This is a genomic window from Bacterioplanoides pacificum, from assembly GCF_042648445.1.
In the GTDB taxonomy this organism is placed as follows: Bacteria; Pseudomonadota; Gammaproteobacteria; order Pseudomonadales; family Oceanobacteraceae; genus Bacterioplanoides; species Bacterioplanoides pacificum.
The window spans coordinates 132,798-152,971 of sequence record NZ_JBHRYB010000003.1 but is presented as its reverse complement, the minus strand read 5'-3'; the positions used below and the strand labels follow the sequence as shown (position 1 = coordinate 152,971).

General features: G+C 54.9%; 21 protein-coding genes. 10 read left to right on the top strand and 11 right to left on the bottom strand.

Annotated elements, in window-relative coordinates; all coding sequences use genetic code 11:
* The first annotated feature begins 29 nt into the window (after positions 1 to 29).
* Genes ACFOMG_RS04050 through ACFOMG_RS04040 form a run of 3 tightly spaced genes read left to right on the top strand, consistent with a single transcriptional unit; the run spans position 30 to position 3,475 of the window.
* Positions 30 to 1,748, top strand: a complete 1,719-nt coding sequence (locus ACFOMG_RS04050; RefSeq protein WP_376864939.1) for a hypothetical protein — start codon at positions 30 to 32, stop codon at positions 1,746 to 1,748.
* A gap of 36 nt (positions 1,749 to 1,784) precedes the next feature.
* The gene (locus tag ACFOMG_RS04045) at positions 1,785 to 2,390 is read left to right on the top strand and encodes a penicillin-binding protein activator LpoB (protein WP_376864938.1); all 606 of its coding nucleotides are present in this window, start codon (positions 1,785 to 1,787) and stop codon (positions 2,388 to 2,390) included.
* 29 nt (positions 2,391 to 2,419) lie between these two features.
* A complete protein-coding gene (locus tag ACFOMG_RS04040) occupies positions 2,420 to 3,475 on the top strand; it encodes a hypothetical protein (protein ID WP_376864937.1) in 1,056 nt (351 codons plus the stop codon).
* A 10-nt stretch (positions 3,476 to 3,485) separates the two neighbouring features.
* Here the strand turns inward: ACFOMG_RS04040 and ACFOMG_RS04035 are convergent, their stop codons facing one another.
* The 3 genes from ACFOMG_RS04035 to ACFOMG_RS04025 are packed head-to-tail and all read right to left on the bottom strand — an operon-like array spanning position 3,486 to position 5,573.
* Complete coding sequence (locus tag ACFOMG_RS04035; RefSeq protein WP_376864936.1) at positions 3,486 to 4,466, bottom strand: dipeptidase; 981 nt, start codon at positions 4,464 to 4,466, stop codon at positions 3,486 to 3,488.
* Positions 4,426 to 5,001: a YceI family protein gene (locus tag ACFOMG_RS04030; protein ID WP_376864935.1), complete on the bottom strand. Its 576-nt coding sequence runs from the start codon at positions 4,999 to 5,001 to the stop codon at positions 4,426 to 4,428. The genes ACFOMG_RS04035 and ACFOMG_RS04030 overlap by 41 nt, the downstream gene beginning before the upstream one ends.
* Before the next feature lie 26 nt (positions 5,002 to 5,027).
* Entirely contained in the window at positions 5,028 to 5,573 is a 546-nt protein-coding gene (locus tag ACFOMG_RS04025; RefSeq protein WP_376864934.1) for a cytochrome b, read from the bottom strand.
* A 130-nt stretch (positions 5,574 to 5,703) separates the two neighbouring features.
* Here ACFOMG_RS04025 and ACFOMG_RS04020 point away from each other — a divergent pair, with 130 nt between their 5' ends.
* A complete protein-coding gene (locus ACFOMG_RS04020) occupies positions 5,704 to 6,600 on the top strand; it encodes a LysR family transcriptional regulator (protein WP_376864933.1) in 897 nt (298 codons plus the stop codon).
* Positions 6,601 to 7,213: 613 nt separating this feature from the next.
* Positions 7,214 to 7,681, top strand: coding sequence for an REP-associated tyrosine transposase (locus tag ACFOMG_RS04015; RefSeq protein ID WP_376864932.1), 468 nt, complete (start codon positions 7,214 to 7,216; stop codon positions 7,679 to 7,681).
* 581 nt (positions 7,682 to 8,262) lie between these two features.
* Here the strand turns inward: ACFOMG_RS04015 and ACFOMG_RS04010 are convergent.
* On the bottom strand, positions 8,263 to 8,892 hold the full coding sequence (locus ACFOMG_RS04010; RefSeq protein ID WP_376864931.1) for a hypothetical protein: 630 nt from the start codon (positions 8,890 to 8,892) through the stop codon (positions 8,263 to 8,265).
* A 253-nt stretch (positions 8,893 to 9,145) separates the two neighbouring features.
* Positions 9,146 to 10,510 (bottom strand): MATE family efflux transporter, encoded by a 1,365-nt coding sequence (locus ACFOMG_RS04005; RefSeq protein ID WP_376864930.1) that lies wholly within the window; start codon positions 10,508 to 10,510, stop codon positions 9,146 to 9,148.
* A 43-nt stretch (positions 10,511 to 10,553) separates the two neighbouring features.
* Here ACFOMG_RS04005 and ACFOMG_RS04000 point away from each other — a divergent pair, with 43 nt between their 5' ends.
* Complete coding sequence (locus ACFOMG_RS04000) at positions 10,554 to 11,171, top strand: SCO family protein (protein WP_376864929.1); 618 nt, start codon at positions 10,554 to 10,556, stop codon at positions 11,169 to 11,171.
* A 117-nt stretch (positions 11,172 to 11,288) separates the two neighbouring features.
* Here the strand turns inward: ACFOMG_RS04000 and ACFOMG_RS03995 are convergent, their stop codons facing one another.
* The 3 genes from ACFOMG_RS03995 to ACFOMG_RS03985 are packed head-to-tail and all read right to left on the bottom strand — an operon-like array spanning position 11,289 to position 13,417.
* On the bottom strand, positions 11,289 to 12,107 hold the full coding sequence (locus ACFOMG_RS03995) for a metal ABC transporter permease (protein WP_376864928.1): 819 nt from the start codon (positions 12,105 to 12,107) through the stop codon (positions 11,289 to 11,291).
* Complete coding sequence (gene znuC, locus ACFOMG_RS03990; RefSeq protein ID WP_376864927.1) at positions 12,100 to 12,858, bottom strand: zinc ABC transporter ATP-binding protein ZnuC; 759 nt, start codon at positions 12,856 to 12,858, stop codon at positions 12,100 to 12,102. The genes ACFOMG_RS03995 and znuC overlap by 8 nt, the downstream gene beginning before the upstream one ends.
* The gene (locus ACFOMG_RS03985; protein WP_376864926.1) at positions 12,851 to 13,417 is read right to left on the bottom strand and encodes a Fur family transcriptional regulator; all 567 of its coding nucleotides are present in this window, start codon (positions 13,415 to 13,417) and stop codon (positions 12,851 to 12,853) included. Before ACFOMG_RS03985 ends, znuC begins: the two co-directional genes overlap by 8 nt.
* Positions 13,418 to 13,476: 59 nt before the next feature.
* Between ACFOMG_RS03985 and ACFOMG_RS03980 the strand changes: the two genes are divergently transcribed.
* The 4 genes from ACFOMG_RS03980 to glmU all read left to right on the top strand — a co-directional run bounded on the left by ACFOMG_RS03980 (position 13,477) and on the right by glmU (position 18,437).
* Positions 13,477 to 14,331: a metal ABC transporter solute-binding protein, Zn/Mn family gene (locus ACFOMG_RS03980; protein ID WP_376864925.1), complete on the top strand. Its 855-nt coding sequence runs from the start codon at positions 13,477 to 13,479 to the stop codon at positions 14,329 to 14,331.
* Positions 14,332 to 14,468: 137 nt separating this feature from the next.
* Positions 14,469 to 15,746, top strand: coding sequence for an ergothioneine biosynthesis protein EgtB (egtB, locus tag ACFOMG_RS03975; RefSeq protein WP_376864924.1), 1,278 nt, complete (start codon positions 14,469 to 14,471; stop codon positions 15,744 to 15,746).
* Between the two features lie 27 nt (positions 15,747 to 15,773).
* Positions 15,774 to 16,751: an L-histidine N(alpha)-methyltransferase gene (gene egtD / locus ACFOMG_RS03970; protein WP_376864923.1), complete on the top strand. Its 978-nt coding sequence runs from the start codon at positions 15,774 to 15,776 to the stop codon at positions 16,749 to 16,751.
* Between the two features lie 321 nt (positions 16,752 to 17,072).
* Positions 17,073 to 18,437 (top strand): bifunctional UDP-N-acetylglucosamine diphosphorylase/glucosamine-1-phosphate N-acetyltransferase GlmU, encoded by a 1,365-nt coding sequence (gene glmU, locus ACFOMG_RS03965; RefSeq protein WP_376864922.1) that lies wholly within the window; start codon positions 17,073 to 17,075, stop codon positions 18,435 to 18,437.
* A 92-nt stretch (positions 18,438 to 18,529) separates the two neighbouring features.
* Here glmU and ACFOMG_RS03960 read toward each other — a convergent pair whose 3' ends face one another.
* From ACFOMG_RS03960 to ACFOMG_RS03950, 3 genes are read right to left on the bottom strand one after another with little or no spacing between them, the layout of a single operon-like run.
* Positions 18,530 to 18,886 (bottom strand): AzlD domain-containing protein, encoded by a 357-nt coding sequence (locus ACFOMG_RS03960; RefSeq protein WP_376864921.1) that lies wholly within the window; start codon positions 18,884 to 18,886, stop codon positions 18,530 to 18,532.
* Complete coding sequence (locus tag ACFOMG_RS03955) at positions 18,879 to 19,622, bottom strand: AzlC family ABC transporter permease (RefSeq protein WP_376864920.1); 744 nt, start codon at positions 19,620 to 19,622, stop codon at positions 18,879 to 18,881. Before ACFOMG_RS03955 ends, ACFOMG_RS03960 begins: the two co-directional genes overlap by 8 nt.
* The gene (locus tag ACFOMG_RS03950; protein WP_376864919.1) at positions 19,619 to 20,146 is read right to left on the bottom strand and encodes a helix-turn-helix domain-containing protein; all 528 of its coding nucleotides are present in this window, start codon (positions 20,144 to 20,146) and stop codon (positions 19,619 to 19,621) included. The genes ACFOMG_RS03955 and ACFOMG_RS03950 overlap by 4 nt, the downstream gene beginning before the upstream one ends.
* Between the last annotated feature and the right edge of the window lie 28 nt (positions 20,147 to 20,174).

Sequence of the window (20,174 nt, the reverse complement as noted above, 5' to 3'; positions counted from 1 at the left end):
TGGCCAGCACAGCAAGGAGCTATTTCAGCATGAAACGACCACAGCGCACGGCGCTGGTGCGCATGGCACTCGTGTTATTGAGCGCCACTCTTATATCCGCCTGTGCCAGTTATGGTTCTGGTGTTCAGCAGGCACTGGACCAGGTTAAACAAGGTGATCTGAAGGCGTCGGAAGCGTCTTTTAAAAAAGCACTGAAGCCGGTCGGCAACGATGCTCTGCTCTACCATCTGGAACTGGGTATTGTTAAACATCTGCAGGGCGATTACAGCGGCAGTAATGAGTTGTTGTCTCAGGCTGACCGCATCGCCGAGCAGCTGGAAACCACCAGTGTCACCGATACCCTGGCCGTTATGATGTCGAACCCGCGTCAGGGGCCGTATGGCGGTGCAGAATTTGAGAAGATGTTTATCAACTATTACAAGGCGATGAACTACTTTGGTATTGCACAGAACGCCAGTAGCCGGAATCAGCGGCTGGACGCGCTGGATGGTGCCCGGGTGGAATCCCGGCGGCTGATCATTCGTCTCAACGATCTGAACTCGCGCAAAGGAACCTACGCCGAACAAAAGGACAAAGACGAACAAACCTTCACTCAGCTGCTGAAAATCTTTGAAAAACTTCAGGGTAACCTGATCGATATGGATCAGCTGCAGTACCGCGACGATGCCATGGCCCATTACCTCACCGGCATCAGCTTTGAAATGAACGGTGAATACGATAACGCCCGCATCAGTTACCAGAAGGCTGCGACGTCTTACGAGCAGGGGTTCGTCAAACAGTTCCGGCTGGATAAAGCGATGATTTCCCAGGCCTGGTTCGATGTGGTGCGTATGATGCGCAAACTCGGCGACCGTAACGACGCCAAGCGGCTGGCCAAACGTAAGCTGAGTCAGCAACAGCGGGCTGAATTACAGAAGTGGGATAACAGCGCGCAACTGATTGTGCTGGAAGACAAAGGTATGGCGCCACAACGGCGTGAAATGAATCTCGAACTGTCGGCCAACAACACGCTGCAGGCGCTGGAGATCCGGCCGTATTCGGTTTACAACAATCCGGCCCAGCTGGCCTGGTTCTATGTGTTATACGCCGATAAGGGTATTTTGGATGCGGTAACCAATTACCTGGATGCCAATGAGGTAGGCTTTGTCTTCAGCAGCTTTACCAAAACCGTGACGCTGGGGCCGTTGTGGGACAGCGCGGTGGGCCTGGGGCTGATTCAGGCGATTGGCAGTTCGATGCGGATTACCATTCCGTATTACGAACCGATTGCCAAAATGGGGCCATCGGATCTGCTGATCGGCGACGACAGCTACCGTCTGATCAAGTCGTCCAACCCGGCGCAGATGGGTCTGCAGGAACAGATTGTGAATTCCGGTTTCGATATTCAGATGGCGCTGGCCCGCGCTTCGCTGAAAGCCCTGACCGCTGCCAAAGTGGGCCAGGTGGGTGGCGAGTTTGGCGGCCTGTTAGCGACGGTAGGTAAACTGACGGCACAACTCACGGATGCTGCAGAAACCCGCAACTGGTTATTATTGCCCAGCGATGTGCGCATTCGCCGGGTGGCACTGGAGCCCGGTGTTCACCAGCTGACACTGGACTCAACTCTGGAATACGGCCAACATCAGCGTCAGCAAACAACCGTCACCCTGGAGTCAGGTGATATTCATCTGTGGCAGGTACGCTCATTTGCTGACGTAGTACCGACCAAAGACAGCCAGGTCAGTGCTCTTATTCAAACCGGTAACTGAAATTAACGAACATCAATGCATAAAAGGAACGAAATTATGCTGAAACAAGCGACAAAACTGACTGCGGCCACGCTGCTGGGCGCCTCTGTTCTGCTGTCTGCGGGTTGTGCGACCAAGGTGTCGCGGATTTCTGCCAGCGAAGAAGTGGCGCTGTCGGATCGCTGGAATGCCAAAGACTCTGAGCTGGTGGCGAATGAAATGATCAACGATATGTTGTCTTTCCCCTGGGCCCGCGACTTCGAAATGGATAACAGCCGTCGTCCGACTGTGATCATTTCCCGCATCCGCAATAAGTCACATGAACACATCGCTATCGATACCTTCACCAACGATATCAAACGCGCCATTATCCGCTCCGGCCGTGCCGATTTTGTGGCTGGTGGTGAAGAACGTGATGCCATTCGTGAAGAGCGTCGCGATCAGGAACTGAACGCCCGTAACGCTAAAGCCCAGGGCCAGGAAAACGCCGCTGATTTTGCACTGTCTGGTTCGGTGAACTCGATTGTCGATCAGGTCGGCAGCGACCGTGTGACCTTCTATCAGGTGGATATGAAACTGATCGATATGGAATCCAATCGTGAGGTCTGGAATGGTCAGAAGAAGATTCAGAAACTGCAGGAAAAATCTTCTTTCGGTTTTTAAGCCCGTTGCTGCATAAGGAATAACAGACGATGACGTCTTCTCTGTTAACAACACTGCCCAAACACCTGCTGCTGGCGCTGGCAGTCAGCGCCGGCGTGGGTTGTATGCCACACAGCAGTAAGCCTCAGGATGACAGTCCGGCGGCACTCAGCCAGGCGGGTGCCCCGTCCTGGCTGACCAATACTCCGGCGATGCCGGGTATGGCTTATGGCGTGGGCTCGATTGAAGTGTACGGCAATAAAACCGATGCGCTGAAACGTGCCGGCGAGCTGGCGCGGGTGGATCTGGTCAGTCAGCTGAAGGTGACGGTGTCCGGTGATTTCAGTTCGGATGTCACGGAAATCAGTGGCAGCAACCGTGACAGCGAAGTGCGTCGGGTGATGCGCAATCATGTGCGCAGTCAGGTGGCTCCGGTGGAGCTGGACGAAGCACAGATTATCAAAACTCACCTCGACGGCCGTTATGCTTATGCGCTGGCGGAACTGGATCGGGCGAAAGCGGCGGCCCGCTTACGGCGTGATATCAGTGATGTTGAACAGCAACTGGCGGATATTGCGCTGTTGCAGCCACAAGGTACCCGGTTGCAGCAACTGCAGCCGTTATTACCGGCGCTGACCTTGTTTGCCAAACGTGAGCGTATCGCTGAGCGCCTGGCACTGGTCAGTATGGATCGTCGTAAGCCGGGTCTGAATGGCGAACTTCAGGGCTTACAACAACGCATCGACCAGCTGATTGATCAGCTGCAGGTGACCGTCAGTTTTGAAGATGACGGCGCTGAAGAAATCAGTGGCGGCATTATTGAAGCGCTGACCGATCAGGGGTTACGGCTGGCAGATGCCGGTGCTGATCTGGTGTTTGAGGTCAATGCAGTGCTCAGCAGTAAGCAACAGCGTGGCAGTTTTTACGTGTTTGCCGACAGCCGGGTAACCATTCGCGACGGTGCCGGGCGGGCGTTAAGCTCGTTCAGCAAACAAGCGAAAGGTGTGTCTGGTCTGCAGGATGTTGCACGCCAGAAAGCAGCCCGTAACGTCGCCAAACTGTTAGGTGAAGAACTGGCCGTGGCTCTGGTGGATAAAATCAACTGAGCCTGTGCGGTTATTGCAGCGGCAGGTGTTGCTGTAAAAACCGCACCATATTGCCACCCATTACTGCGCGGATGTCGTCCGCGCTGTAACCCGCTTTCAGCATCTCATGGGTCAACACCGCCAGTTCGGCGGCATCAAATGCGGTCGTCACCGCACCATCGAAGTCTGAACCCAGTGAGATATGCTCTACGCCCAATAAATCGATACCGTAACTGATGGCTTTAACAATGCTTTTCGGGCTGATATCACACACTGCGGCGTGCCAGTAACCAATCCCAATAATGCCGCCACCTGCGGCAATGCGGGTCATTAACTCATCACTGATATTACGCTGATTCGGGCAATGACCCTGCAGCCCTGTGTGGCTGACGATCAGTGGTGTCGCCGTCAGCGTCAGGACATCGCTCACCACCTGTTCTGACGAATGGGACACATCAATCATGATACCCAAACGATCCATTTCCCGGATGGCCTGACGGCCAAACTCGCTCAGACCCGCGCCAGAATTGCCATGCAGTGAGCCGCCCAGTTTATTATCAAAGAAGTGCTGCAAACTCATCATACGGAAGCCGGCGTCGTACAGCCGCTGAATATTAGCCAGATCCCCTTCCAGAGCGTGGGATCCTTCACTGCCGATTAAGCCACCGAGAATTTTCTGGCCGTTTGCCTTCTTACCTAGCAGGCTGGCTAATTCCTGTTGATTACGCACCAGCATAAACTGATCGGGATGGTCGCTGGCCAGATCGTGCAGCAAAACCATCGCGAACAGGGTTCGCTCCCACAGCGTCGGTGTTATTGGTGTGGTTGAGGTGTTGGTGATGTGGAGGTGTTGGTGATGTGGAGGTGTTGGTGATGTGGAGGTGTTGTAGGAGGTGTTGTAGGAGGTGTTGTAGGAGGTGTTGTAGGAGGGGACCCTGTCCCCGATACATCCGGGAACAGGGGGAGTGGTATTACTGACGAATACCTTCGATATGCAATTCGATCTCAACATGAGTGGAAGCCGGGCCCAGGTTGTAGTCGATACCATAGTCCGACAGCTTCAGTGTGGTCGTGCCGGAGAAACCTGCGCGGTAACCGCCCCACGGGTCTTTGCCTTCACCAATCAGCTGTACCGGGAAGCTGATGTTTTTGGTCACACCGTGCAGAGTAAAGTCACCGCTGATCACACCTTCACCGTCGCCGGTTGATTTAAAGCCGGTGCTTTTAAAGCTGGATTGCGGGAATTTGGATACGTTCAGGAAATCAGAACCTTTCAGATGTTTGTCGCGCTCGGCATGGTTGGAGTCGATACTGGCGGTGTCGATAGTGACTTCAATTTCGGATTTTTCAGGTGCCGCTGCGTCGTATTCAAATTCACCCTCAAAGGTATTGAAGCGGCCTAACAGCCAGCTGTAGCCCAGATGCTGAATTTTAAACTGTACAAAGGCGTGTGCACCTTTGGTGTCGATGGTGTAGGTCGCCGCCTGCGTCAGCGGAGACAGAGTAGCCGCGGCGCTAACGCCCAGAGCCAGCAATAATTTTTTCATAGTCGTTCTCTTCCTTTCAGAAAAAGTTAATGAGTTTTGAGCATGCGCACCAGAGTGCGGTCTTTATCTACTACATGGTGTTTAACGGCTGCGGCCGCATGTAACCCCACCAGAATCATCAGGCTCCAGGCCAGACCCCAATGAATAACTCCGGCAATGTCTTCCTGATTATCCATCATTAAACTTGCCGGAATTTCGAACCAGCCGAATACCGAAATCGAGCGGCCATCGGCGGTGGAAATCAGATATCCGCTGACAAATAACGCCAGCATTAACAGATACAGCAGGCCATGGACTAAGTGAGCTGCCTTATTTTCCCAGGCTTTGTCACTCAGCTCTTCAGGTGACGGATTAGCAAAACGCCAGCTCAGCCGTGCGACCCAGGTCAGTGCTAATAAAATACCAACCGCTTTGTGCAGGTCGAGCGAGCCTTTGTACCAGGCGTCGTAATAAGTCAGTTCCACCATATACAGTCCCAGGCCAAACAAGCCCATAACGGCCAGTGCCATCAGCCAGTGGAAGACAATGCTGATCCAGCCATAACGCTGTGTTGTGTTGGTTAACTGAGCCATAGCAACCTCGGTATGTAGACGGCTGTGAATAACTTGAGGTTATGCTACTGCGGCTTTCCTGTTTAAAAAACAGCTGAATACTGACAACTATTGTGCAAATATAAACAGAACTTTTCTGCGGGAACGGCCGATGAATCAGCTTAACTGGGATGACATTCGTATCGCTTATGCGGTGGCCGATGCCGGTAGCCTGAGTGCCGCCGGTAAACGTCTGGGGCTGACCCACTCAACGGTGCTGAGGCGGGTGAACCAGCTGGAGCAGCAGCTGCAGCAACGCCTGTTTATCCGCCATCAGCGCGGTTATCGCCTGACCGAAGCCGGTCATGTGTTGCTGGAGCAGGGCAAGCCGCTGGTGGCCGATATGCAGCGGCTGCAGAACAACCTGATGATGCTGGGAAACACCCCATCGGGGCGCATTCGTATTTCAACGGTAGCCGACTTTTCTCAGTTTCTGGCGCCTCTGATTGCCGGGTTCCGCCAGGAATATCCACAGATCCGGGTCGAGACCCTGGCTACCGATGAAACCCTGTCGCTCAGTGGCGGCGATATTCATGCCGCTATCCGTATTGGCCCGGAGCCGACCGAACCCGATCTGGTGGCACGCCGGCTGGTTAACGTTGGCCTCAATTTTTACGCCGCCGGCAGTTATCTCGATCGCCATGGCGAATTACCACGCAGCATCAACGAGGTTGGCCGTCATTTATGGGTGTTACCAACCGGAGAAAAACGCCTGATCCCGGCCATCGAATTATTATACGAGCGGCTCGATCCGGAGCAGATCGTATTCCAGAGCAACAGTTTTAACGATATTTATTATGCTGTGAAAGAAGGAGTCGGGATTGGCCCGTTTGAATCCCTGCATCGCCCGGCCCTGAGTCGTGAGGGGCTGAATCCGGTGGAAATCGGACTGAACTTTGCCGGAGAACAGATGTGGCTGGTGTACCACAAAGATATGCGCAACAGTGCGCGCATCCGGGTGTTGCAGGAATATTTATTAAGAGCGTTGCCTGAGTTAGCCGGGCAGTAAATCGCGGACAGGGTCCGCTCCCACAGAGCGGGTGTGATTTTGTCGGAGGTGGCCTTATCCCCGAATAGTGCTTTAGCTGGTGCAGATATCGCGGACAGGGTCCGCTCCCACAGAGCGGGTATGATTTTGTAGGAGGGGACCTTGTCCCCGAATGGTGCTTTAGCGGGTACTGATTATCGCGGACAGGGTCCGCTCCCACGGAGCTGATGTGATTTTGTAGGAGGGGAGCTTGTCCCCGAATGGTGCTTTAGCGGGTACTGATTATCGCGGACAGGGTCCGCTCCCACAGAGCGGGTATGATTTTGTAGGAGGGGACCTTGTCCCCGAATGATGTTTTAGCCGGTCAGTAAATCGCGGACAGGGTCCGCTCCCACAGAGCGGGTATGATTTTGTAGGAGGGGACCTTGTCCCCGAATGGTGCTTTAGCGGGTACTGATTATCGCGGACAGGGTCCGCTCCCACAGAGCTGGTGTGATTTTGTAGGAGGGGACCTTGTCCCCGATCTTACCTGTAGCATCAGTCAGCCATCGTAATCCAGCCATAACATGCTTGTAGGAGCGGACCCTGTCCGCGAACATCGGGAGAACACATTCCATCAGTATGGATACTGGTTATGTCGAAACCGCTTCAGGGCTATCAGCATCTGCGTAAGGGTCGTGTGTCGATCGACCATCAAATTTATCTGATCACAACGGTGACACACCAACGTTCTCCGGTGTTTGCCGAATATTCGAGAGCCTGTGCTGCCTGCCGGATGTTTTCTTCGGTACTGACCCAGGATCACCATACTCTGCTTTGCTGGGTTCTGATGCCTGACCACGTTCATTGGTTGCTGCAGCTGGGCGAGGACGGGGACATATCAAAGGTAGTTGGTAAGCTAAAAGCGACTTCTGCCAAAGCGGTCAGGCGGCTGGGGTTTACCGGGCAGGTGTGGGCTGTAGGGTTCCATGATCATGCATTGCGGAATGATGAAGATTTATTGGCCGTCGCCCGTTATGTGGTGGCCAATCCGTTGAGAGCAGGGCTGGTTCGCCGGATCAGTGAATATCCTTATTGGGATGCGGTGTGGATTAATAATTAGAGTTTGTGTGCTGATTATCGCGGACAGGGTCCGCTCCCACAGAGCGGGTGTGATTTTGTAGGAGGGGACCTTGTCCCTGAATAGTGCTTTAGCGGGTGCTGATTATCGCGGACAGGGTCCGCTCCCACGGAGCTGATGTGATTTTGTCAGAGGGGAGCTTGTCCCTGAATAGTGCTTTAGCGGGTGCTGATTATCACGGACAGGGTCCGCTCCCACGGAGCTGATGTGATTTTGTAGGAGGGGAGCTTGTCCCTGAATAATGCTTTAGCTGGTGCTGATTATCACGGGCAGGGTCCGCTCCCACAGAGCTGATGTGATTTTGTAGGAGGGGACCTTGTCCCCGAATGGTGCTTTAGCGGGTGCTGATTATCACGAACAGGGTCCGCTCCCACGGAGCTGATGTGATTTTGTAGGAGGGGACCTTGTCCCTGAATGGTGTTTTAGCCGGGCAGTAAATCGCGGACAGGGTCCGCTCCCACGGAGCTGATGTGATTTTGTAGGAGGGGACCTTGTCCCCGAATGGTGTTTTAGCCGGGCAGTAAAGCGCGGACAGGGTCCGCTTCTAAAATAATAGTTTTCGCTCAGCCAAACTGGCTGGCCAGCCCCATCTCTGCCGACATGCAGGGGACCTGCCGCCAGATATGTACCAGGTTGTCGGCTTCTTTACGGCTCATAAAGGCTTTGAAGTTGTCGCTCTGGTAAGCCGGAGTAAACAGCTGTCCAACCGCCTGTTCGACGAGGGCATCGAGGTCGTTGGCGAACGGCTCGCCAATTAAGGTGTGAACAATAATGTTCGACATCGCCATATCCAGCGGAATCAGTGGCTGGCCGACTTTAAATATATAGGTTTCATTCACTTCCTCAAACAGCCGCATCGCCAGGTAAGCCTGGCTCATCAAGGCTGCCAGGCCACCCTGCCGGGCCATCTCCTGTGGCGGGCTGGTGAAAAATTCCTGCGCCACTCGTATCACCGGCTGCACATAGTCCAGCAAGCCGACTTCCAGCGCTGCCGATTGCAGGTTATCCAGCATAGTCGGTACGTCTTCGATGTAACGGACAACAAAGTCATACAGCCGGTCATTGGCGTTATGTTCGGGTAATTGCACCAGCCGGGAAACCTGTTCCAGGCGGCTGTACAGCGCCTGATGTAGCTGCTGGCTGTGTTGTTCTTCGGCGATCGCGTTGTTAATAAGGTGTTTCACTGCTTCCATGGTCCTGCCTTGTGCTGGCTACCGGGAGTCAAATGGCTGACGAATTTTTGATGAAAAATTTCGTCAGAAAAGGACGCATCTGGTTCCCTGTCGCAGTACCGGTTGGCGGGTCAGGGCTCCATCTCTGACCTTTCCGGCAACACTGCGGGTAGACTTGATTAACGACTCAAAAATAAAAACTATAATAAAATCAGTAATTTAAGTTATTAAATATCGCTGATAGAAGGAATTATAGTAAACATTGACGCACTCGCTAGGAAATCTGCATGAATTTTTCTGGTTTTTTGTAAAGCGTCAAAAAACCGTTGAGCAAAAATGCCGCACGGCCAAGGGTGAAAGCATAAAAGGCCCACCATAAGCCCAGATTTAAATCGCTGGCTGGTAGCAGGGAAGCAAACAACCACCACAGTGGGTAAAACACCAGCACCACCGCCAGCAACATGCCGTTGCGCATGGCCCGGCTTTGCGCTGCACCAATAAAGATGCCGTCGAGCCAATACCCAGGCATTCCGGCTAACGGTAACAAGATCAGAAACCACTGATACTGATGCAGCAGTGGCAGCAGCTCGGGGTTATCGGTTAACAGCCGGAATAAGCTACTGCCGCTGAGCCAGAACAACAGACATAACAGCAGCGCCATCAGCAGTGAATTAATCCCGGTCAGGCGAATGGCCTGGCGCACCTCCTGTTGGCGGCGTGCCCCTAATGCTTCGCCGACCATCACTTCGGCCGCGTGAGCAAAGCCATCCAGAGCGTTGGCAATCAGCAATAACAGAGAAATCAGCATGGCGTTGGTGGCCAGGATCAGCTCGCCCTGTTGTGCCCCCTGAGCGGTAAAAAAGGCAAAGGTGGATAACAAGATCAGGGTCCGGGCAAACAGATGACGGTTGATGTTGAGCAAAGGTTTCAGCTCGCTCCAGCGCGGCCGGGCAGAAAGTGAGGTCAGTCCCAGGCGACAGGCGATAAACAGTCCCAATAATAAGGTGCTGTATTCAGCGATGACGGTGCCAAGCGCGACACCGTCACTGGTCATTCCGAGCTGGTAGACAAACAGATAATTCAGCAAGGCGTTGAGCAGGTTGGTGATGGTTAATAACAGCAGCGGAATACGGGTTTTCCCCAGCCCGATAAACCAGCCCAATAATACATATTGGCCTAACACCGCCGGGGTGCCCCAGACACGGATATTCAGATATTGCATCGCCCCCTGGCTGATTTGTGCATTGTCGCTCATCAGCGGCAGCGCCAGCGGCCACAATATAAACGCCAGTAACATAACCAGCGGAATCAGCGGCAGTAACAACCACAGGCTGTGCTGCAGCGGCTGCAAACGCTGGTCATGGCCGTCGTGCTGCCAGCGCCCGCCGGCCCGGGCAGTCATGGCAGTGGTACCCATACGTAAAAAGCTGAAGCTCCAGAACAGCAGGATAAACAGCTGACTGCCAACCGCTACCGCGCCAAGGTGAACGGCATCTTCCAGGTGGCCGAGGATGGCGGTATCAACCAGCCCCAGTAACGGCACTGTGATATTACTGAGCATGATGGGCCAGGCCAGAGACCAGATGCGGCGTTGTGTCGCAGAGGCAGAAGGGTCGGATGCCGGGGCGCTGAAGGCCATCGCTGTTATACTCCGCAGCAGATAAAGAGACAGGTGGAAAACAATGAAAGGTGTGATTTTACTGTTCCTGGCATTGATTGCAGCGGTTTTTGCCGGCAGCGGTATCGCCTGGCAACAACAGGCGGCTGAACAGGCGTTATGGCAGCAGGAAGGGGTGATGTTATTTCCGCGGCCGTTTCCGGTCAGCGATTTTGAATTTATTACCCAGCATGGCGACCGCGTCAGTAAGGATGATCTCCGTGATCGCTGGAAGCTGATCTTCTTTGGTTACACCTTTTGTCCGGACATTTGTCCGACCACCCTGGCGGAACTGAATCGCAGCTGGAAACGGCTGGCGCCGCAGGTGCAGGAAAAGTTGCAGGTGGTGCTGGTGTCGGTAGATCCGCAACGGGATACGGCGCAGGTGCTGAAGCCTTATATGGATTATTTTAATCCGTCGTTTCTGGCCTTTACCGGCAGTGCAGCATCACTGGCCAGTCTGACCCCGGAATTACATGCGTTTTATGCCAGAGTCGAGCGCGAAGATGGCATGGCGTATCTGATGGATCATACCGCTAATATCGCGCTGGTCAGCCCGGACTGGCAATATCATGGTTATATTGCCCCACCTCACTGGCCTAAGCGGATGGTGCCGCTGCTTGAGAGTCTGGTAAAGAAGTAACGTCTACTGCGGTATCGGGGACAGGGTCCCCTCCTGCACCGTTGAGCCCGCTGGACGGGAGATCCGCTGAGATGTGGGAGCTGACCTTGTCGGCGATAATTGATGCGCTATCAACGGTTACTGTTGTACCCGTTTCGGATTGACCAGACTCAGCACAAATAAAGCGGCCGCCGCGACGACCACGCTTGGGCCTGCCGGTGTGTCCCAGCGGAACGAAGCCCACATGCCCAGCATAACGGCTGCCATGCCCAGCAGCGCAGACCACAACACCATCTGGTGTGGTGTCCGCGCCAGGCTACGGGCGCTGGCGGCGGGAATCACCAGTAACGCGCTGACCAGCAGAATGCCCACCACTTTCATCGCCAGTGCAACCACCAGTGCCAGCATAATCACCAACAGAATATTCAGCCGTTTTACCGGATAACCGTCGATGCCGGCCAGCTCCGGGCTGACGGTACTGGCTAACAGGCCCCGCCACTGCCAGCCCAGCAGGCTGGCCATAACGATGACCGCCGCCAGCACCATTAATAAGTCGGCCGGTTCCACGGCTAATAAATCACCGAATAAATAGCCCATCAGGTCGACCCGGATGCCATCCGCCAGGCTGAGTGCCACCAGGCCAATGGCCAGTGTGCTGTGTGACACGATGCCGAGCAGCGTATCGGAAGATAACCGTGAACTCTGCTGCAGCGGCAGCAACAGCAGCGCCAGAATCACACAACTGACCAGCAGTGCCAGGGTCAGATTGATCTCCGCCAGCACGCCCAGAGTGATACCCAATAATGCGCCGTGCGCCAGGGTGTCGCCAAAAAAGGCCATACGTCGCCACACCACAAAACTGCCCAGCGGACCTGTGATCGCAGCCAGCAGTACGCCGGTTAATAACGGCGTCAGCCACCAGTGTTGCAACAGCAGCGCGCTCAGTCCGTCAGTCATGTGTATGGCCTCCGCGGTGCTCAGATTCGATATGACCATCGAGGCAATGCTGGTGGTCGTGATGATGGGTGTAATGGGCGATGGCCGGGCGCTGGCCGAATAAATCGAGGTAAGCCGGGTCCAGGCTTACCTGATCCGGATGGCCGGAGCAGCACACATGGCCGTTCAAACACACCACCTCATCGGTGGCGGCCATCACCAGATGTAAGTCGTGAGACACCATCAGTACGGCACAACCCAGCTCGTCACGCAGTTGCGGAATCAGCTGATACAGTTCCATCTGGCCCTGCACATCCACGCCCTGCACCGGTTCGTCCAGTATCAGTAGCTGAGGTTCGGATAATAACGCTCGCGCCAGTAACACCCGTTGCCATTCACCACCCGACAAGCCATGTACCGACTGATGACGCAGGGGCTCGATTGATAACCGCTTGAGCCACTGATCGATTCTTTGCCGGCTGGCGCCCCGGGCGAGGCGCAGAAAGCCGTCCACGGTCAGCGGCAGGCGCTGGTCGAGGCTGAGTTTCTGCGGCATATAGCCTACCCGCAAGCCACGCTGGCGCTGAATGGAACCACTGTCGGCCTGTTCCAGTCCGAGCAATACCCGTATCAGAGTTGATTTACCGCAGCCGTTGGGGCCAATCAGCGTCATAATCCGGCCGGCTGTCAGGGTCAGACTGATGTTATCCAGTACGGTTTTATGACTGCGCTGCAGCCGCAGCTGACTGGCGCTGAGCAGGGTGTCAGTCATGCTGGCGGTGTTCCTGGCAGCGTGGGCACAGGCCCATTAATTCGGTGGTTTGTTGCTGTACCACCACGCCCAGCATCTGCTCGACCTGAGCGGCCACCTTCTGAACCTGAGAGGCCTGTAACTCCTGAGCTTCACCACACTGATTACAGACAAAAAAGCAGCTCGGATGTTGCTCGCCGGGGTGGGAGCAACCAACGAAAGCATTCAGTGAGTTAATCCTGTGTACCAGACCGAGGTCGAGCAAAAAATCCAGCGCGCGGTATACGGTGGGCGGTGCTGAGTTAAACCCTTCGGCAGCCAGGATCGGTAACAAATCGTAGGCACCGACGGGTTTATGGCTCTGCCAGACCAGTTCTAGTACCCGCTGACGGATCGGGGTCAGCCGGGCGCCTTCTGTGGCACATAAGGCGCGGGCCTGCTGCAGTGCAGCATCAACACAGGCGTGATGGTCGTGCTGGGCGTAAACATTGCTGGCGGGCTGCTGTTGCTCCAGAGGCTGTTGTTGCTCCAGAGGCTGTTGTTGCGAATATTGTGGCTCGGGCGGTTGTTTTCGGGTCATAACGGCACAAGTAATAGGTTATAATGTTGCAATTCTACTTCAGGAACGCCACCGAACAAATGAACAATTTGCTGTTCGCACTGATTATGGTACTGAGCCTTGCACCGCTGGCCAGGCTGCACGCTGACGAACCCCGGGTGCTGGCCACGGTACATCCACTGACGCTGATGGCTGCGTCGCTGGTGGATAACCCCCAAACACTGATACCAGGCAATGTCACGCCCCACGATTTTGCCTTCCGGCCATCGGATATGCGCCGTTTACAGCAGGCCGAAATCGTTATCTGGAGTGGCGCTGCCAACGAACCTTATATGCCACGGCTGATCAAACGCTGGCCGCAGAAACACTGGATTGATGTGTCGGTGTTTGCTGACCCCCATGCTGGTCACACTCATGCGCCCGGGCAACAGGATGATACACATCATCAGGATGGCCACTGGTGGTTTGACCCACAGGTGATGTTAAAAGCCCAGCAACAGCTGGCCGCTATTCTTGGTTTGTCGCCGGAACCATTCCGGCAACAGGTCATGGAACAGTTACAGCGCAGCGAGCAACAGCTGCGACCTTTGCGGCAGCAGGGCTTTTTTGTATTCCACCAGGCGTATGATCGCTGGGTCGATTATTTTGACCTGAACCAGCTGGGGGCGTTTACCATTTCGCCACAACAAAAACCGGGGCTGCGCACCCTGAACGCCATGCGTCAGCAACTGGAGCAACATCAGTTGTCGTGTGTGTTTACCGAACCGCAGTTCAGCTCCGCTCTGGTGTCGTCGGTGATTGGTGAGCTGCCGGTGCAAACGGTTGAGCTGGATCCGCTGGGACGTCATATTTCTGTGACAAAACGGGGCTACGCTGAGTTTCTTAATGATCTGACTCAGCGTTTTGTCCGTTGTCTGACGCCGCCACAACACTGATCTGCCGCGCTGCGCGCCTGAGGACAATTCAGGCCGGTTGCTGCCGGCTGGTTAAATTATGATCGCCGGCGCTTGAGTTTCCGGGCAACCATGGCATTGTGAGTCAGGATGAAATCTCATCAGTGACAGGAGTTGCTATGGATCAGCCGCAGGCCGTTTGCCCCCCTCCTTCAGCCGGCCTGAGTGCCGGTAAGCGCACGTTATTAGCGAACCAATATCACCAGATCCGGCAACAGACGCTGTTGTTATGTCAGCCGTTGCAGGCGGCCGATTACGAGTTGCAGGCGGCCGAGTTCACCAGTCCGGCCAAGTGGCACCTGGCGCATACCAGCTGGTTCTTCGAAACCTTCCTGCTTAAACCACACCTCAGTGGTTATCAGCCGTTTCATCCACAATTTGCTCAGCTGTTTAACAGCTATTACAACGGTATCGGCCAGCCTTATCCGCGTGCCCAGCGGGGCTTGTTATCGCGTCCGGCACTGGATCAGGTGCTGGCGTATCGCGAATTTGTCGATAATGCCATGCAGCCGCTGTTATCCGAACCGGCGCTGGTGCCTCTGATTGAGCTGGGGCTGAATCACGAGCAACAGCACCAGGAGTTATTACTGACCGATCTGCTGTATTGCTGGTCGCTGAATCCGCTGTGTCCGGTGTACCAGCCTGACCAGCCGTTGCCGGCAGCGATCAGCGACAACAGCTGGCAGGAGTTTGATGGTGGTATGCATTGTATTGGTCACAAGCCGGGTAAAGGGTTTGCGTTTGATAACGAAAGCCCGCGTCACCAGGTGTATGTCGGCGATTTTGCTCTGGCGCGACGCTTAACCAGCAATCGCGAATATCTGGAGTTTATTCAGGACGGTGGCTATCAGCAGCCGCAGCTCTGGCTGGCGGATGGCTGGAGCTGGGTGCAACAACATCAGATTCAGGCACCCCTCTATTGGCGTGACAGCAGCGCGGGGTTACAGCAATACAGCCTGAACGGTTTGCGGCCATTAGCGCTTGATGCTCCGGTGTGTCACGTATCCTTTTATGAAGCCGATGCCTTTGCGCGCTGGTCGGGAGCGCGGCTGGCGACCGAAGCGGAATGGGAAGTCAGTGCCAGCGGCCTGGATTCACAGCAGGGTCACTTTGCCGATAGCGGTCGCTTCTCACCGTCGCCTGCCGGTACGGCCAGTGGTGTTCAACAACAGTTCGGTGATTGCTGGGAGTGGACCAGCAGTCCTTATCAGCCGTATCCGGGTTACCAGCCTGCGGCGGGTGCTGTGGGCGAATACAACGGCAAGTTTATGTGTAATCAGATGGTATTGCGTGGTGGTTCCTGCGCCACCCCGGCTGGCCATATACGGGCCAGTTACCGTAACTTTTTTTATCCACATGAGCGCTGGCAGTTCAGCGGCATCCGGCTGGCGCGTTAAGCATCGAATCGGTTTAAGGAAGAGACCATGAAACTGAACCAGAATTTACCCCAGGGGCTGCAGTTATTCGATGATCGCCCGGCAGCGGCGGATATTAAAAGTGAAGTACTGGAAGGACTGGCAAAACCACAGAAAACCCTGCCGGCTAAATACTTTTATGACGAACGTGGCTCGCGCCTGTTTGAAGCCATTACTCAGCTGCCGGAATATTATCTGACCCGTACTGAAATTGGCCTGCTGCGCCAGTATGGTCAGGATATTGCCCGCCGTGTGGGTCAGGGCGCGGTGTTGATGGAATACGGCAGTGGTGCCAGCGTTAAAATCCGCCTGTTGCTGGAAGCGTTACGGCCGGATTGTTATGTGCCGATGGATATCAGCCGTGACTTTCTGATCGCTTCTGCCAATAAATTACTCGACGATTACCCCTGGCTCAGTATTTATGCCGGTTGTGTCGATTATTCTCAGCCGCTGGAATTACCACAAACGCTGGAACAGGCGAGTAATAAACTGGGCTTTTTCCCCGGCTCCAGCATGGGCAACTTTACCCCGGCAGAAGCCCAGGCGTTTTTGCGCCGTGTGCGCCAGACGCTGGGGGATGGCAGTCACTTTTTATTGGGAGTCGATCTGGATAAAGACAGTGACATTCTGCAGGCGGCGTACCAGGACAGTCAGGGAGTGACGGCGGCATTTAATAAAAATATCCTGCGCCACCTGAACCGTACCCTGCGTGCCAGCTTTGATGAGTCGCTGTTTGACCATCAGGCACGGGTTAATAAAAGCTGCTCGCGGGTGGAAATGCATCTGGTCAGCCGGATTGACCAGATGATTCATATCGCCGGTACCACGCTGGTGTTACGCCGTGGCGAAAGTCTGCACACTGAAAACTCCTATAAATACCACACCGAGTCTCTCAACTGGATGGCACGCCAGGCCGACTTTAATATCGAGCAGGTGTGGCAGGACCCACGGGGTTATTACGCTCTGGTATTGATGAAAGCGGTTTAATAATGTGGCTTTTCCGCCAAAAGTCGTAAAAATGTGAGTTGTGTCAACAGAGGCATAATTGTTACATAAAATGGCTGAGCAAACTGTCGTCTCAGGACTAGGCTTTTACTACTAAGCTTTTTCAGCCGTTACCATTATGATTCAGATTTCTCAGCAGGTTATCGATAACGTTTCTCAGGGCTTTAAAGTGCCCTCTAAACCGCAGGTGCTGGCGGACATCGAAGAGCGCTGGAATGTAATGGCGTAATCGGGTTCTGGACAGCACTATAAGGCGGGCTACAATACCCGCCTTATTTTTTATCGGCATCAGGATACCTGGTTATGACACTGGCGGTTGTTACTCTCGCAGCGGGCAAAGGCTCGCGTATGAAATCGGACCTTCCCAAAGTATTACACCCGCTGGCCGGCCGGCCGATGTTATCCCACGTATTAGCCAGCGCTGCGCAGCTGGACGGTGCCCGGCAACACGTCGTGATTGGCCACGGTGCCGACAAAGTGCGCCAGCAGATTACTCAGCATGAGGTTAGCTGGGCGCTTCAGAGTGAACAGAAAGGCACCGGCCATGCGGTGGCCCAGGCGATGGCTGACGTCGATGAAAATGCTACTGTGCTGGTGTTGTACGGTGATGTGCCACTGATCAAAACCGATACGCTGCAGAAACTGCTGGATGAAACCCATCAGGGTCAGAACCTGGCACTGCTGACGGTTGAGCTGGATGACCCGAGCGGTTATGGCCGTATTGTGCGTGACGACAGCGGTAATATTCAGGCGATTGTCGAACACAAAGACGCCAGTGCAGAACAACATCTGATTAACGAAGTGAATACCGGCATCCTGGCGGTATCCGCGCGTCAGCTGAACAGCTGGTTGCCGGAATTATCCGCCAATAATGCCCAGGGGGAATATTACCTGACCGATATCATCGCCATGGCGGTGGATCATGGTGTTGCGGTACGTGCCATTCACCCGCAGGATGAGTATGAAGTTCAGGGGGTTAACGATCGCCTGCAACTGGCCGAGCTGGAGCGGGTTTATCAGCGTCAGCAGGCTGATGAACTGATGCGGCAGGGCGTGTCTCTGGCCGATCCGGCACGGATTGATATTCGTGGCCGGTTAACCGTTGGTGCGGATGTCCGTATCGATGTGGGCTGTGTCTTCGAAGGTGATGTTGAGCTGGCTGACGGTGTCCGGATTGGCCCTTATTGTGTGATTAAAAACTCAGTGCTGGGGGCCGCCACTGAGGTGGAATCCCACTCGTTAGTTGAACAGGCACAGGTTGCCGCAGGCTGCAGCGTCGGGCCCTTTGCCCGCCTGCGTCCGGGAGCCGCGTTAGCGGATGGCGCTAAAGTGGGTAACTTTTGTGAAGTGAAAAAATCACACATAGGTAAAGGCTCCAAGGTGAATCACCTGAGTTATATCGGTGATGCCGAAATCGGAGAAAATGCCAATATTGGTGCCGGTACCATTACCTGTAACTACGATGGTGTGAATAAGTTCAGAACCGAAATCGGCGATGACGCTTTTATTGGTTCAAATTCATCGCTGGTGGCACCGGCGACGGTTGGTGCCGGAGCGACTGTGGCAGCGGGTTCCGTGATCACCAAAGAAGTGCCAGACAACGAACTGGCGGTGGCGCGCGGTAAACAACGTAACGTCAGTGGCTGGCAGCGGCCGGTAAAAAAATAATCCACGGTTGTCATCTGACCCACCGGGAAAAATCACAGCGGTGTTAATGGCCGCTGTGATAAATCAGTGTCAGCTTGTCGGGTACCCCGGCGTCAGAGTGCTGGCAGACCATAGTCACCCAGCCAGCGAATCAGCCCGAACACCGCGACGCCGACAACAATCGGCCAGCCCAGCGAACGGGTTTTATACCAGCATAACAGTGTCACTATGGCGCCGATCAGGGTCGCCAGCCAGCCGGTGAAATCGGCTGTCACCGGAATCAGCGAAGTACCGGTCATGGCAGCAATCATGCAGGGCCCCGAGATGCTCAGCCACAGCGGCAGATCGTCGAGCATATTGGCACTGTTGCGTCTTGCCAGGTGACGCTGCATCCACAGCAGCGGCAGTGCCCGCATCGCGAAGGTACCGCTGGCCGTGACCGCAATGACTATCCAGAAACTGTTATCCATCCGTGCTCCTCCGCGCCGCTGGCCGATGTTTGCTGCCGGCATCCACGGCGTAATACAACAACATGCCACAGCCTGCGGCCAGTGGGATGGCGGCATTCACCAGGCCGTTCAGTTTCAGCAATAACGCGATAGCCAGGGTTGCACTGAGCGAGATGATCCATGGCCGGGAAACAAATTTCGGGATGATCAGCAGCAGAAATAGCGCCGGTAACGCAAACGGCATCACTTCTGCCAGTAACGGCCAGCGCCGGGTCAGCTCTTCACCGGCAACCGCTCCCAGGGCTGTGCCGCCGATCCAGCTGAACCAGGCAATCAGCATAGCGCCGGTAAACCAGCCCTGACGCTGATGTTGTTCCAGTTGGGGTAAACGGACCAGCGCCAGGGCAAATACCTGGTCGGTCAGACCATGCATCAGCAGCGGCCAGCTGCGGCCCCGGGGGACCCAGGGTGCGATATTCGGGCCATACACCACATGACGGGCGTTAATCAGCAGCGTCATGATTATGATCAGCCATAAGGGGGCACCGGAGGCAAACATGGCCACGAATAAAAATTGTGACGCCCCGGCATACATGACGGTGGAAATCACCACTGCTTCCCAGGTGCTGAACCCGGCCTGGATAGCAATCAGGCCAAATGAGATGGCCACCGGAATATAGCCACCCAGCAGCGGCAAGGCATCCCGGACGCCGTGGCGCCAGGGCTGGCCGGTAAAAGCGTTAACGGCGCTGTTCATAATTGTGCTTCGCCATCGTAAATCACACTCAGCAGACAGGCGGCGGGTTGTTCGCCGGTGCGGTAAGCGTGGGGCTGGCTGGCGTCAAAGGTAAAACTGTCGCCACTGCTGAGGGAATGGCTCTGGCCGGCGACCAGCACAACCAGCTGGCCGCTGATCATGCTGATGGTTTCACGGGTACCGGCAGAATGTGGCTGTGACTGGTGCAGAATATGGGCCGCACAATACATCCAGTAGGCGTCAACTCTGGGTTGCTGATTGCCCTGATCAATCAGTCGCACGTAGACATCGTCATCGCCGACGGCGGAGTTAATCGGTGCCACCAGATTGCCAAACGGCACTTGCAGCTGCAGTGCCAGGCGCCACATGGTATCGATGGTCGGATTGCTTTTACCCTGCTCAATGCGGGATAAATTGGATTTGGCGATGCCGGCATCGGCGGCCAGCTGGGATAATGAGATACCACGCGCCAGACGCAACTGCTGTAAATGAGCACCCAGAGTCTGTAAGGAGGCTGAGTCCATAAGGTGTTCCTTATATCGAACGTTCAAT

Excerpts from the sequence above, each read along its gene's own strand:
- ACFOMG_RS04050 (WP_376864939.1), top strand. The coding sequence starts at position 30 with ATGAAACGACCACAGCGCACGGCGCTGGTGCGCATGGCACTCGTGTTA.
- ACFOMG_RS04045 (WP_376864938.1), top strand. The coding sequence starts at position 1,785 with ATGCTGAAACAAGCGACAAAACTGACTGCGGCCACGCTGCTGGGCGCC.
- ACFOMG_RS04040 (WP_376864937.1), top strand. The coding sequence starts at position 2,420 with ATGACGTCTTCTCTGTTAACAACACTGCCCAAACACCTGCTGCTGGCG.
- ACFOMG_RS04035 (WP_376864936.1), bottom strand. The coding sequence starts at position 4,466 with ATGTTGAGATCGAATTGCATATCGAAGGTATTCGTCAGTAATACCACT.
- ACFOMG_RS04030 (WP_376864935.1), bottom strand. The coding sequence starts at position 5,001 with ATGAAAAAATTATTGCTGGCTCTGGGCGTTAGCGCCGCGGCTACTCTG.
- ACFOMG_RS04025 (WP_376864934.1), bottom strand. The coding sequence starts at position 5,573 with ATGGCTCAGTTAACCAACACAACACAGCGTTATGGCTGGATCAGCATT.
- ACFOMG_RS04020 (WP_376864933.1), top strand. The coding sequence starts at position 5,704 with ATGAATCAGCTTAACTGGGATGACATTCGTATCGCTTATGCGGTGGCC.
- ACFOMG_RS04015 (WP_376864932.1), top strand. The coding sequence starts at position 7,214 with ATGTCGAAACCGCTTCAGGGCTATCAGCATCTGCGTAAGGGTCGTGTG.
- ACFOMG_RS04010 (WP_376864931.1), bottom strand. The coding sequence starts at position 8,892 with ATGGAAGCAGTGAAACACCTTATTAACAACGCGATCGCCGAAGAACAA.
- ACFOMG_RS04005 (WP_376864930.1), bottom strand. The coding sequence starts at position 10,510 with ATGGCCTTCAGCGCCCCGGCATCCGACCCTTCTGCCTCTGCGACACAA.
- ACFOMG_RS04000 (WP_376864929.1), top strand. The coding sequence starts at position 10,554 with ATGAAAGGTGTGATTTTACTGTTCCTGGCATTGATTGCAGCGGTTTTT.
- ACFOMG_RS03995 (WP_376864928.1), bottom strand. The coding sequence starts at position 12,107 with ATGACTGACGGACTGAGCGCGCTGCTGTTGCAACACTGGTGGCTGACG.
- znuC (WP_376864927.1), bottom strand. The coding sequence starts at position 12,858 with ATGACTGACACCCTGCTCAGCGCCAGTCAGCTGCGGCTGCAGCGCAGT.
- ACFOMG_RS03985 (WP_376864926.1), bottom strand. The coding sequence starts at position 13,417 with ATGACCCGAAAACAACCGCCCGAGCCACAATATTCGCAACAACAGCCT.
- ACFOMG_RS03980 (WP_376864925.1), top strand. The coding sequence starts at position 13,477 with ATGAACAATTTGCTGTTCGCACTGATTATGGTACTGAGCCTTGCACCG.
- egtB (WP_376864924.1), top strand. The coding sequence starts at position 14,469 with ATGGATCAGCCGCAGGCCGTTTGCCCCCCTCCTTCAGCCGGCCTGAGT.
- egtD (WP_376864923.1), top strand. The coding sequence starts at position 15,774 with ATGAAACTGAACCAGAATTTACCCCAGGGGCTGCAGTTATTCGATGAT.
- glmU (WP_376864922.1), top strand. The coding sequence starts at position 17,073 with ATGACACTGGCGGTTGTTACTCTCGCAGCGGGCAAAGGCTCGCGTATG.
- ACFOMG_RS03960 (WP_376864921.1), bottom strand. The coding sequence starts at position 18,886 with ATGGATAACAGTTTCTGGATAGTCATTGCGGTCACGGCCAGCGGTACC.
- ACFOMG_RS03955 (WP_376864920.1), bottom strand. The coding sequence starts at position 19,622 with ATGAACAGCGCCGTTAACGCTTTTACCGGCCAGCCCTGGCGCCACGGC.
- ACFOMG_RS03950 (WP_376864919.1), bottom strand. The coding sequence starts at position 20,146 with ATGGACTCAGCCTCCTTACAGACTCTGGGTGCTCATTTACAGCAGTTG.